Origin of the sequence: Nocardioides sp. NPDC057577 (genome assembly GCF_042801335.1) — a bacterium.
GTDB lineage: Bacteria > Actinomycetota > Actinomycetes > Propionibacteriales > Nocardioidaceae > Nocardioides.
Genome location: NZ_JBHVGB010000175.1, coordinates 1 through 12,561 on the forward strand (window position 1 = coordinate 1; position 12,561 = coordinate 12,561).

The 12,561-nt window shown below is 70.5% G+C and carries 9 protein-coding genes; 1 reads left to right on the forward strand and 8 read right to left on the reverse strand.

Annotation, left to right across the window (positions count from 1 at the left end; all coding sequences use genetic code 11):
- Positions 1–39: 39 nt before the first annotated feature.
- Positions 40–3,837 carry a S8 family serine peptidase gene (locus ACFU7D_RS24680; RefSeq protein ID WP_378872298.1) on the reverse strand — a complete coding sequence of 1,266 codons (3,798 nt, stop codon included), beginning with the start codon at positions 3,835–3,837 and terminating at the stop codon, positions 40–42.
- A 128-nt stretch (positions 3,838–3,965) separates the two neighbouring features.
- Between ACFU7D_RS24680 and ACFU7D_RS24685 the strand changes: the two genes are divergently transcribed.
- Positions 3,966–4,997: a helix-turn-helix domain-containing protein gene (locus ACFU7D_RS24685; RefSeq protein ID WP_378872301.1), complete on the forward strand. Its 1,032-nt coding sequence runs from the start codon at positions 3,966–3,968 to the stop codon at positions 4,995–4,997.
- Here the strand turns inward: ACFU7D_RS24685 and der are convergent.
- The 7 genes from der to ACFU7D_RS24720 all read right to left on the reverse strand — a co-directional run bounded on the left by der (position 4,994) and on the right by ACFU7D_RS24720 (position 12,385).
- On the reverse strand, positions 4,994–6,382 hold the full coding sequence (gene der, locus ACFU7D_RS24690) for a ribosome biogenesis GTPase Der (protein ID WP_378872303.1): 1,389 nt from the start codon (positions 6,380–6,382) through the stop codon (positions 4,994–4,996). The genes ACFU7D_RS24685 and der overlap by 4 nt on opposite strands.
- Complete coding sequence (locus ACFU7D_RS24695; RefSeq protein WP_378872306.1) at positions 6,375–7,067, reverse strand: lysophospholipid acyltransferase family protein; 693 nt, start codon at positions 7,065–7,067, stop codon at positions 6,375–6,377. Before ACFU7D_RS24695 ends, der begins: the two co-directional genes overlap by 8 nt.
- A gap of 14 nt (positions 7,068–7,081) precedes the next feature.
- Positions 7,082–7,777, reverse strand: a complete 696-nt coding sequence (gene cmk, locus ACFU7D_RS24700; protein WP_378872308.1) for a (d)CMP kinase — start codon at positions 7,775–7,777, stop codon at positions 7,082–7,084.
- 10 nt (positions 7,778–7,787) lie between these two features.
- On the reverse strand, positions 7,788–8,888 hold the full coding sequence (locus ACFU7D_RS24705; protein WP_378872310.1) for a prephenate dehydrogenase: 1,101 nt from the start codon (positions 8,886–8,888) through the stop codon (positions 7,788–7,790).
- A 102-nt stretch (positions 8,889–8,990) separates the two neighbouring features.
- Positions 8,991–9,404: a VOC family protein gene (locus ACFU7D_RS24710; protein WP_378872312.1), complete on the reverse strand. Its 414-nt coding sequence runs from the start codon at positions 9,402–9,404 to the stop codon at positions 8,991–8,993.
- Positions 9,401–10,204, reverse strand: a complete 804-nt coding sequence (locus ACFU7D_RS24715; RefSeq protein ID WP_378872314.1) for a helix-turn-helix domain-containing protein — start codon at positions 10,202–10,204, stop codon at positions 9,401–9,403. The genes ACFU7D_RS24710 and ACFU7D_RS24715 overlap by 4 nt, the downstream gene beginning before the upstream one ends.
- Before the next feature lie 918 nt (positions 10,205–11,122).
- The gene (locus ACFU7D_RS24720; protein ID WP_378872317.1) at positions 11,123–12,385 is read right to left on the reverse strand and encodes a DUF222 domain-containing protein; all 1,263 of its coding nucleotides are present in this window, start codon (positions 12,383–12,385) and stop codon (positions 11,123–11,125) included.
- Positions 12,386–12,561: the final 176 nt, after the last annotated feature.

Here is a 12,561-nt window from a genome sequence, read left to right on the forward strand (position 1 = left end):
GGTCACCAACGGTGACCTGCGGGCCTGATTCTTGGGCTGCTAGCGCTTGACCCCGAACGCCGAGACGACCTTCTGGGTCACCGTGTTGCCGGCGTCGTCACGGGCGGTGGCCCGGAGCGAGACCAGCTCAGCGCCTCGCGAGGGGATGCGCAGGTCGGTCTCCCAGCGGTCACCGTCCTTGCGGAGCTTCGCGTTGGTCCAGCTCTTGCCGCCGTCGTAGCTGACCTCGAGCGTCGCACCCACGACCGACCCGGCCCGGGGCGCGTCGGGCTGGTTGTAGGGAGCCACCGCGAACGGGACGGTGCTGCCCGCCCGCACGGTGCCGTCGAGGGCGGTGTCGACGTCGTAGTCGAGCTGGATCAGCGGCAGCGGCGTGCCGTTCTGCCCAGGGACCTCGGCGTCGCCCTGGTCGGCCACGAAGGTCCAGGACGTACGGGTGCTGGTCGAGTAGCGGTGCGTGTCGTCCGCGGCATCGGTGTCGATCTCGAAGCGGTACGTCTGCGGACCCTCGGCTACCGGGACGCTGCGCTGCACCGCCTGGCCGATGTTCTCCCGCACCAGCGTGTCGCCCTGGTAGAGGCGGGAGGTCACCGGAGTCTCGCCCCACGGGAACCCGCCGGTGATGCCGTTCTGACCGCCGGCCGCGGCGACGTTGACGGCGAACCAGTCGCCGCTGTGCCACGGACCCCAGTAGCCGTCGCCGGTCCGCGGTGCCGTCACCGGCGCGAACCAGTTGCGCACGGTGGTGCTGCGGGGCTTGTAGGCCTGGCGTACGCCGCGCTGCTCCCAGGTGCTCTCGTGGTCGACGTTCTCGTACCAGGTGACGTTGTCATAGGTGGAGACGTAGTCGGTCCGGTCCGTCGCGGTGGGCTGGAGCGCCCGGACGCTGAGGCACGGCGGCCACTGGTAGTCGCGGCAGTCGGCACGGTCGTCGACCGCGAGACGCTGCTCGGTGTCGTTGTAGCGGCTCTCCACAGTGGCGAGCTGTCGCGTGGTCGGGGCCAGGGCGAGCTCGGCCGGGATCTCACCGGGCCAGCTCTTGGAGATGTCGTAGAGGTAGTTCGGGAACTCCACGGCCTTGCCCTCCAGGCTCACCTTCCCCTTCGCGGCAGCCGCGACGAGCTTCTCGCCCTGCTCGGACCGCAGCGAGACGACGGGCAGATCACCCTGGGTGACGTAGTCGACCAGCGGGCCCGGGCGGTTGTTGACCACCACGAGCAGCGCGGCGCCGGCAGCCTGGGCCGCGGCCTCGCGCTCCTCCACGGTGACGGCGTCGTCCCTGGTCACGAGGACGGCGCGACCCTTGGCGTCAAGGCCCTCGTAGTCGGCGCTGGTGCCCGTGCCGGCCGTGACGGCCTTCAGCGAGATCCGACCGTCGAGCTTGGCCGAGCCGAGCTGGTAGACCGGGTCGAACGCGAGCGTCCGCGAGCTGCGCGCCGTCACGTCCAGAGCCGGCTCGATGGCCCGCCAGCGTACGGCGAAGTCGAACTCGGCACTCTCGACCGGGCCGCCTGCCTCGGCGTAGAACGAGTCGACGTCGAGCGGGACGGCGTAGGTGGCGCCGAAGGTCGAGTAGAGCCCGCCGATGCCCGAGTCGTTGAAGAACTGGAACCGGCGGAAGGCGACGTCGCTGTCCTTGGGCGTCTTCAGGGTGAGCTCGTCGGCGTTGCGCGCGTCGAGCACGAGGGACTGGTCCTTGTCGCTGACCACGACCTGCGGGTCGCCGACCAGCGCGACGCCGGTCGAGCCGGGACCCTTCGAGCCGGCGACGTCGAGGAACGCCGTGGCCGAGTAGATGCCGGGCTGCAGGCGCTGGGTCGGCACCGTGCCGGTGGCCGGGTCGATCGGCAGGCTGCTGACGAACTGGTCGCCGTAGCGGTAGAAGTCGACGTAGCCGCTGGCGGGCTCGCCGGATCGGTCGAGCGCGGTGATGTCGAGGCCGTAGCGCTCCTCCTCCTTGACCAGCGCGGTCGCGGTGCGCACGGTGACCTCGCCGGACGCGTCGGTCGCGACGACGGCGCCGCTGTACTTGCCGGCGAGCGGGGCGTTGTCCGCGTCGGCCGTGATCGTGACCTCGGAGCTGCCGCCCGCGGGCACGACCACCTCGGAGGCGGAGAGCGAGACCAGGTCGCTCGCCTTGCCGTCCGGACCGGTGACGTCGGTGCTCAGCGCGAGGGTGACGTCGGCGTCGGTCGAGTTGGTGTAGGTGACGGTGCCGCTGGCGGGCTCGTCGCCGTCGTGGGGCCAGCCGTAGAAGCCGAGGAACCCGTCACCGGAGCCGTCGACGCCGTCGAGAGCGGCGGGTACGTCGAGACGGCCGGTGCCGACCTCGTACGCCGGGGCGTCGATGTCCGCGGCCGAGGAGACCAGCGCGTTCTTGAGCTCGGCGCCGGTGAGGTCGGGGTGGGCGCCCTTGAGGATCGCGGCGGCTCCCGCGACGTGCGGGGTGGCCATCGAGGTGCCGCTCATCGAGCGGTACCAGCCCTCGCCCGAGGACTGCTGGGAACGGGCCGCGATGATGTTGACGCCGGGCGCGGTCAGATCGGGCTTGATCGCGTGGTCGCCGACCCGCGGGCCGTAGCTGGAGAAGTCGGCGCGTACGTCCTCGTCGTCGACCGCGCCGACGGTGAGGGCGGCGTCCGCGGTGCCGGGGCTGCCGAGCGAGCCCTCGGCGTAGCTGTTGCCGGCCGCGACGACGAAGAGCGCACCGGTCTCCTCGCTCAGCGCGTTGAGCGCCTGCGCCATCGGGTCGGTGCCGTCGTTGAGGCTGGAGTCACCCAGGCTCATGGAGACGATGTCGGCGTTCGCCGCGCCCCACTCCATGCCGGCGATGATCCAGGAGTCCTGGCCGTAGCCGCCGTTGTCGAGCACCTTGCCGACCAGCAAGTCGGCGCCCGGGGCGACACCCTTCTCCTTGCCATCGCTCGCAGAGCCCGTGCCCAGCACCGTGGATGCGACATGCGTGCCGTGACCGTGCGGGTCGGTCGTGGCCTCCTGGTCGGGGACGAACGAGCGCGCCTCGTCGACCTGGTCGGCCACGTCGGGGTGGGTGGCGTCGATGCCCGTGTCGAGGACGGCGACGGTCGCGCCCTTGCCCTCGAAGCCTGCGGCCCACGCCTCGGGTGCACCGATCTGTGCGGTGCTCTGGTCCAGGGTGGTCTCGGCCTTGCCGTCGAGCCAGATCTTCTCGACGCCTCCGCCGAGCTTCCCGGCAGCGCCGGCCGAGCGCGTCGAGACGCCGTCGTCCGCGGCCACCGCCGACCAGAACGCGGTCGCCTTCTTCTTGCTCACCTCGACGGCGTCGGCGTCGATGCTCGGGAGGTCGAGCGTACGTTCCGTGCCCGGCAGCTTCGCCGCCTTGGCGCGGGTCGAGGCCTGCTCCAGGATCAGCGGGGTGGCCTTGACGGTCTCGTCGTCGTAGCGCATCTCGAGGAGCGCGGTGACGTCGAAGAGACGGCGGTCGAGGGTGTTCGCGGCCAGGTAGGGCTTCGCGGCGGTGGGGATCGCGTAGAGGTGGTCGCCCACCTGCTGGGTCTCGATCGCGGCGGCGGCGGAGTCGAACCCGAGGGTCAGGACGCCGTCGTCGGTCGCGGTCACGTCGACGACGTCGCCGGTCACGAGGGTGATCGTGGTCCGGCCGTCCTCGAGGGCGGGCGTACGTGGCGCCGTTCCGGCCGTGGTGCGGCCGGCGTCGGTCGTGGGGCCCTCAGGCGTGGGGTCGGTGCCTGGGGTCGCTTGCGCGCTGGTTGCCATGGTCGCGACCAGGGCAGTCGCGGCAGCTGCTGCCGCGACGGCCTTGGTGGCGGCCGAGAGGCCTGATCTGGTTGGGGGTCTCATGGAGATGGACCTTGTCAATGCGGCGCGACACGCGACAAGAGCGATCTGGTGGCGGTTTTACGGCATGGCGAGACTCCGTCAGAGCCGGAACACCCGCTGGCTGTCGCAGAACTGACATGCTCGGCGACGTGCTCGGTCTGACCCCGGATGAGACGCTCGCCTACGGTGAGCTCATCACCATGCCCTCTGCCACCGCCGCCGAGTTCGCGGCCGCTCTCAGCGCCTTCGGCACCTCCCCGGGAGAGGCTCATCTGCTGCTGCGCCGGCTCGAGGAGTACGGCCTGGCCGCACGGATCACCGGAGACGAGCGGCGCTTCGCCGCCGCCCCGCCCGCGATCGCGCTCGGCGCGCTCCTCGCCCGGCAGCAGGACGAGGTGCGCCACGCCGAGATCGAGCTGAGCAGGCTCGACGAGGCCTACCGGGTGGCCGCCGCCGGCCGCGGACCCACGGACGTGGTCGACGTCATTCACGGCGAGGACGCCGTCCGGCACCGGTTCGAGCAGGTCCAGCTCGGCGCGCGCGAGCGCGTCGACGCGTTCGTACGCCCGCCGGTGATCGTGACCTCCAGCCAGGACAACTCGGCCGAGAACAAGGCCGTCGCGCGCGGCGTGCTGTACCGCGTCGTCGTGGAACGCAGCATGCTCGAGAGCCACGACGTGACGGTCGACGAGGCGATCGAGGCGACCGACGCGGGTGAGGAGGTCAGGTTCGCCGATCAGGTGCCGCTCAAGCTCATCATCGTCGACCGGCGGCTCGCCCTGATGCCGTTGACCTCCTCCGGCGACGTCGTCGGTGCGCTGCTGGTCCGGGAGAGCACGCTGCTCGACGCGCTGATCGCACTCTTCGAGAACGTGTGGGACCAGGCGACACCCATGCTGGTGGGCACCTCAGGGCTCACCGGCGACGTCGCGCAGCAGGTCGACGACGAGGACGCGCAGGTCCTCGGGCTGCTGCTCGCCGGACTCACCGACCAGGCCGTCGCCAAACAGCTCGGTACGTCGCTTCGCACCGTGCAGCGCAGGGTGCGGGCGCTGCTGGACCTGGCCGGGGTGGAGACCAGGATGCAGCTCGGCTGGCACGCCGCGAACAACGGCTGGGTGCAGGCAGGGGTGGACGGCCAGCTGCCGCCCACCCCCGATCCCGCATCGGATCCCGCCTAGCGCTTGCGCTTCTCCCGGACCCGCTGCTGGAGCACGATCGGGGTGCCGGCGAAGCCGAACTCCTCGCGCAGACGGCGCTCGATGAAGCGCTCGTAGGAGGCCTCGAGCTTGCCGCTGGTGAACAGGACGAACGTCGGCGGCGCGGTCGAGGGCTGCGTGCCGAAGAGGATCTTCGGCTGCTTTCCGGACCGGACCGGGTGCGGGTGCTCGGCGACGAGGCGCCCCAGGAACGAGTTGAGCGCGCCGGTGCCGATCCGCGTCTCCCAGCCCTCGAGCGCCTTGTCGAGGGCCGGGACCAGACGGTCGACGTGCCAGCCGGTGCGGGCCGTGATGTTGATCCGCGGGGCCCACTGCACCTGGACGAGATCGCGCTCGATCTCGCGGTCGAGCTGCCAGCGGCGCTCCTCGTCGACGAGGTCCCACTTGTTGAACGCGATCACCAGCGCGCGGCCGGCCTCGCGGACGGTCTGGAGGATGCGGATGTCCTGCTCGGAGATCTTCTCGCCGCCGTCGAGAACCAGCACCGCCACCTCGGCGCGGTCGATGGCGGTCGTGGTGCGCAGGGAGGCGTAGTACTCGTGGCCCGAGGCCTCCTTGACCCGCTTGCGGATCCCGGCGGTGTCGATGAAGCGCCATTCGCGGCCGCCGAGCTCGATCAGCTCGTCGACCGGGTCGACGGTGGTGCCGGCGACGTTGTCGACGACCGCCCGCTCCTCCTTGGCCAGCTTGTTCAGCAGGCTCGACTTGCCGACGTTGGGCTTGCCGACCAGGGCGATCCGCCGCGGGCCGCCGATCTCGGTGCCCTCGGGAAGCGGCGGCGGGTCGGGAAGCACCGCGAGGATCGCGTCGAGCATGTCGCCCGACCCGCGGCCGTGCAGCGCGGAGACCGCCCAGGGCTCACCGAGCCCGAGGTTCCACAGCGCGGCCGCCTCGGCCTCGGTGCGCAGGTCGTCGACCTTGTTGGCGGCCAGGACGACCGGCTTGCCGGACTTGCGCAGGATGCGTACGACCGCCTCGTCGGCATCGGTGATGCCGACGGTCGCGTCGACGACGAAGAGGACGGCATCTGCCAGGGAGACCGCGATCTCGGCCTGGGCGGCGATCCGCTCGGCCAGACCCTGGGCGTCGGGGTCCCAGCCGCCGGTGTCGACCAGCGTGAACGCCTTGCCGTTCCAGTCGGCGTCGTAGGAGACGCGGTCGCGGGTCACCCCAGGTACGTCCTGGACGACCGCCTCGCGGCGGCCGATGATCCGGTTGACCAGGGTCGATTTCCCGACGTTCGGGCGGCCGACGACCGCCAGGACCGGCAGCGGGCCGGTCGGGGTCTCGTCGGTGTCGTTCAGCTCGTCTCGCACGTCTTCGTACGAAACGTCGGGGTCAGTCATTGTTCTCCTCGCTAGGTAGCGGACCGGGCAGTTCGCGACCGGTCAACGCCAAGGCATGGTCCTGTTGGACCTGCATGTGCTTCTGGAGCAAACCCGAGACATGCCCGACTTGTTCCCTGGTACGCGGCCAGCCTACGCGCTCGACGTGGAAAGGCTCGCCATAGACGATGTCGATCCGAGCACCTTTGTGCGGCAGCGACGAGACCCCGCCACCCGGATCGCGGCTGCCGAGCATCGTCACCGGCACCACCGGAGCCCCCGACGCGAGGGCGAGATAAGCCGCACCGCGGTTGAAGTGGGTCAGGGCGCCGGCACCACGGGTGCCCTCGGGATAGATCCCCATCGCGTTTCCCTCGTGCAGCACCCGCAGCGCCACCTTCACCGCCGCGGGGTCGCTGCCGAAGCGGTAGAGCGGGATCTGGCCGGCCCAGCGCAGGAACGGCCCGAGGAACCAGTGCTCGAACATCTCCAGCTTCGTCAGCGCATGCACCGGACGCGGCGTGAAGATCGCCAGCAGCGGTCCGTCGATGATGCCGATGTGGTTGGACGCGAAGACGACCGGCCCGGTCGCCGGGATGTTGGCGGTCTCGTGCAACCGCACGTCGAACCGGCGCCGGATCAGCCACCGGGCGTAGACGTTGAGGTGGTAGAGCGGCCAGCGGGTGGGGTGCTCGACCCCATCCATGTGTGGAAGGTCTCTCACTCCCCCGCCTTCTGCACCAGCTCGATCACCTGCTGGATGACCTCCTCCAGCGTGTAGGGCGTCGTGTCGAGGTGGGTGGCGCCGTCCGGCACGGCCGCACCGCCCTTCGTGGAGTCGATCTTGTCGCGGTTCTCCAGCGACGCGCGGACGGCCTCCGCGTCGGTGCCGCCCTCCTCGGCCGCGCGGCGGGCGGCGCGGGCGGCGGGGTCGGCGGTGACGTACAGCTTCAGGTCGGCCTCGGGCCAGACCGCGGTGCCGATGTCACGGCCCTCGACCACGATGCCGTTCCCGGCGGCGAGGGCCTGCTCGATCTCCTGCTTCTGGAGAGCGATCAGGCGGGCGCGGACCTCGGGGACAGTGGCGACCGGGGAGACGGCCGCGTTGACCTGGTCACCGCGGATCTCGACGGAGACGTCGGCGCCGTCGAGAGCGATCGTCGGGCCGAGCGGGTCGGTGCCGGAGGTGATCACCGGCTTGCCGGCCGCGGCGGCGACCGCGTCGGCGTCGTGCACGTCGATGTCGTTGCTGAGCATCCACCAGGTCATCGCCCGGTACATCGCACCCGTGTCGAGGAAGCGCATGCCCAGGCGGTCGGCGACACCACGCGAGGTGCTCGACTTCCCGGAGCCGGAGGTGCCGTCGACGGCGATGACGATGCGTGCGGGGTCACTGGTGGGATTGCTGCTGCTCACGGGCGGGAGCCTACCGGTGAGCGACCCAACCCCGGGACTCCAGAACCGCCTGCATCCTGTCGGCGGCGTCGGCGGCCACGATCAGCTCCATGACACCGACCGGGCGGCCGGGGTCGTGGTCGATACGTACGTCCTCGATGTTGACGCCGCTCTCCCCCGCGTCGGCGAAGAGACGGGCCAGGTTGCCGGGCTCGTCGGGCACCGTGACGTAGACGCTCGCCTGCGCGGCCTGCGGCCGGCCGTGCTTGCCCGGGATCGCTCGTGTCCCGGCCTGACCTTCTTTGAGCAGTACGTCCAGGGCGGCCGCGTCACCGGTGCCGACCGCCGCGATCATCTCGTCGAGCTGGCCGCGGACCTCGGTCAGCAGGTCGGTCACCGCGCGGGCGTTGCCGGCCACGATCTGACCGTAGAGGCCGGGGTCACCGGCCGCGACCCGGGTCACGTCGCGTACCCCCTGGCCGCTGAGTCCGAGGTGTCCCTCCGGCGCGACCGCCAGCCGGCCGGCGACCAGGGCTGCCATCAGGTGCGGCACGTGCGAGGTGCGGGCGACGGCCTGGTCGTGGTCCTCGGGGCTGAGGGTGAGCGGGACGGCTCCGCAGACGGTGGCGAGCTCGTCGACGAGCGCGATCGCCGTCGGGTCGGCGTCGGGGTGCGGCGTGACCGCCCAGGGCCGTCCCTCGAACAGCGTCGCGGTCGCGGCCAGCGGGCCCGAGCGCTCGCTGCCGGCCATCGGGTGGCTGCCGACGTAGCGGTGTACGTCGCCGGGGCCGTGCTCGCGGACGTAGGCAAGCGGCGAGGCCTTCACGCTGCCGACGTCGGTCACGACGGCGTCGGGGCTATCAGCGAGCGCTCGAGTGATCACTTCGCCGAGGTGCGCCGGCGGAACCGCGACGACGACCAGCTGCGGCGAGTCGCCGGGCTTGCGGCGACGGCCGGCGCCGAGGCCGGTCGCGGTGCGTACGTGGCTGGCGACCGAGTCGCTCAGCAGCACATCGAGCCCGGCGGAGGCGCAGGCGAGCGCGACCGAGGTGCCGAGCAGGCCGACACCGACGATCTCGACCGGGCCGCTCAGAGTCGACAGCCCTCCCCCTGCTTCCCCGGTCTGTGTCATACCTCCAAGGCTAAAGGGTCGGTGCCGCCGGACCCTCCCCGTCTCAGCGCCTGTGGTGCGCTATCGCGGCAGCCGACCAAGGTGTGCGATATCGCCTTGCGTTCATGAAGGCTGGTAGCTGCCGAAGGACCAGGAGTTCCCCTCCGGATCATTGACGGTGCCGCCGCGGCCGCCGTAGTCCTGGTCGACCATCGGGCGGTCCACGGTGGCGCCGGCGGCGACTGCCTTGTCGAAGACGGAGTCGGGGTCCTCATCGATCAGGTAGGCCGAGGAACCTCCGGTGGACTTGATGCTGCTGTCCTCGCGTACCTGCCCGAACATCAGCCCTCCCCCGGCGGGCCAGAGCCACTCCGCGTGGACCACGGTGCCGCCCTCGCGGTAGGTGGAGTGCTCGACGAAGCCGATCGCGCTCAGCCACGTCATCATCGCCTCGGCGTCCTGGAACGCCATCGACTGCCAGTACTTGATCTTCGCTACGTCGTTCTTCTGCTCAGTGTTCTTCTGCTCAGTGCTCATGCATCCGAGTCAACCGCCGGCGCCGCCGCCACGTCTTGAACGAATGGGAACTCCTCGCGCACCCAGGTCGTCGGCGTGCAGCCGGCGAACTCCTGCCACTCACGGGTCAGGTGCGCCTGGTCGGCGTAGCCGCAGGCAGTCGCCGCCCGGGCCAGCGGCACCCGGCCCACGAGGCCACGGGAGCGATCGAAGCGCGCCAGCCGCTGGAACTGCTTCGGCGCCACCCCGGTCTCGGCGCGCACCAGGTCACTGATCCGCCGGCGGCTGTAGCCGACGTCGTCGGCCACTTCCTGCACCCCCGCTCCCCCGGTCAGCAGCGCCAGCGCACGGCCCACCTCTGCCCTCGGCCCCGGCTCGCCGTAGCGCGCCAGCGCCTCGACCAGACCGCTCACGACCAGCCGCGCCCACTGTCGCGGATCGGCCTCGGCCAGCCGCTCCGGAAGATGACGTACGCCACCAGGTGCCGCGACCTCGTCGAGGGCGAGGAGCTCGCCACGCCACGCCGCCGCGGGCATCCCGAACAACGCCCGCACCCCGGCGGTCGTCAGCCCGAGCTGTACGCCCCGCTGGTAGCCGCGATGATGGATCGCCGCCGGCCGGGTGTGGAGCCCGGAGACCAGCGACCACGCCGTCACCGGCTCCGTCCCGCTCCCCCAGGAAGTCACCAGAGGCTCGTCGACCGGCAGCACGAAAGTGATCTCGGTAGACGGCATCCCCCGATGCACCCCCGGCGCACCGAAATCCACGTCGTAGGTGACCAGCGAGGTGACATAGGGCCGCAGCACCCCTGGCACGGACATGTCTTCGATGGTGCCACGGTCGCCGCGGGTTGCCTATGGGCTATCGCCGGTGGCGGGCCCAGTGTGCGATAGCGCTGCGCGGTGTCTTGTGTTGTCAGAGGTGGGTTTGACGAGGCGCGTGGTGCTTGGTTCTCTTTGGGCTGGTGGCCGCCGACCCGTTATGGAGGGTGTTCTCGCCAGCCCCCGGAGTAAAGGACGGCCTTCGGCCGCCGGCTTCGCCGGTCGCCTGCGGCGATCCTTGACACCGGGCCCCGCCGAGAAATTTGGCTGGCTATCGGGTCGGCGGCGGGGTTTGGCGCGGAGTCCCTGGGCTGCGTACGGGCTTGGGAATTGGTGTCGCTGTCCCTCAGGGGTCGGCCTGGTCTCGGGGCTTTACTAGACGATGACACCTTGTGGAGGTGGATTCACAAGGTGTCGCAGCTCGGGACGGCAGCCCCGTTGGCAGTGAGCGTGCCGGTTCCGCTGCTGGCGCCTCGGCGGCGACTGCTCGAGCGGCGAAAGGAGTGGGCTGGGCAGAGGTGGTGCGGCTCTACGCCTGGGCTTCCCGCGAGTACAGACAGTTCCCCACTGTGATGTCGGTTTCCCTGCCCCGGAGCGTGGGGAACCGACCGCGCATGCGGCGTGCACCAGCAGCAGGCGCCGGTGCTGCGAGAGCGAGGGAAACCATGCCCAACCGTCCGCCTGTGGGTCAGCCATCACTCGGGCCAGCGACTAGCAACTTTCCGACCGGCGCTGCCCGGAGGTGGGGCTGCGCTGGGGACGGCCGGATTCTGTCGGCTCGATCCGGGGACGGCTGCGATACGAGGAATGGCGGCCTCATTGCGGGGAACTAGCGCGGACCGATCGGCTTCGGCACCCACAGACACCTAGCGGCGAAGAACGCGGGTGGCAGGTGGCGCGGTTGCGGGCGCGGCCGGTTCAGGTCCGACGGGTGAACCGGATCCGTCCGTCCGGGAGCCGCTCATACTCAGAGCCGGCGTCGTGGATGCGGCGATGGTCGCTGGGGCACAGCAGGACCATGTTGGCCATGTCGGTCTTGCCGCCTTCGGACCACGGTTTCAGATGATGCGCTTCGGTCCACGCGGCGGGGGCGTCGCAGTCCTCGGCTTGGCAACCCTGATCGCGGAGCCGCAATGCTCGGTGTTGGATCGGGTGGGCCAGCCGGGCGGTGCGGCCGAGGTCGAGGACCTCGGAGTCCGTGCCTAACACCACCGGGACCAGGTTCGCGTTGCAGGCCATCCGGCGGGCCTCGGCGGCGGTGATCTTCTCGCCGTCGAACCCCAACGCTGCGGTGCCGAGATCCTTGCGGAGGTCGTCCACGCTCATGGTGATGAAGACCGTGGTGGCGTGGCCACCGTGCCTCGGGAGTTGGTCCACGTCGTAGGTCTCGATCACCCGCGCGAACGCCTGACCGAGGAGGCGGTCGTAGGGGGCCTTGCGGCCCTTGTCCTGCGCCGACCACTTCCTCGGCTGCGCGAGGGAGTCCAGCATCGTGCGCAACCGCATCCCGACCGCGTGGGAGACCCGGGCGTGGATGTCGATGGTGCCGTCGCCGTTGTCGCGCGAGGAGAAGAACGTGCGCCGTTGGGCGTGCTCCTCTTCCCGCTGCAGCGCCTTGGCCTCAGCGGCCTCGAACCGGGCCGGGTCGACCTCCGCCAGGACCCGGCGTCCGGCGATCTTGAGCTCGTTGGCCGTCAACTGGCTGGCGTAATCGACCAGCAGCTTCTCGGCCAGGATCAGGTCCTCAGCACTGGCAGCCGGGTCGGACTCGACGGCATCGAGGGCCTTCGTGATCACCCGGGCCTTGTCCTGAGACACCACACCCTCGGCCAGACCAGCAGCGACCAGGTCGTACTTGGCGAGGCCGGCAGCGAGTTTGATCTGGGAGCGAGCCACACCCTTGTCGACCAACAGCTCGGTCCGCAGCCACCCCGAGACGTCCTTCGCGCCGGTCTCCGCGGCGATATCACCAGCGGCGGCGAGGACCCGCAGTTTCAAGGCGGCTTGTTTGGCGTGGATCTTCTCCAGCTGGGCCAGGCGGTCCTTCTTCTGGCCGGTGCGCCAGTAGGCCGGGTCGCTCGCGAGCAGCTTGTCGAGGGAGGACTCGATGGCGGCCAGTTCGGCGTCGATCGGGTCATTAGGGTTGGTGCCCCAGTGGTTGACGTCGTGCTCGAGACTCATCGTGATCCCTCCCTTCAAAGGTGTGTTGTGATGGGTCTGATTCTACGCCTCGAACGGATACCTAACCACCTATAGATGCAGGTCAAGCGGCATTTTCGCGGTGAGCGAACGACCTCGCTGCTGTGGATGGTAAGTGGCCCGAAGGGCCACCCTCTCCACCCCCACAAGCCCCACCT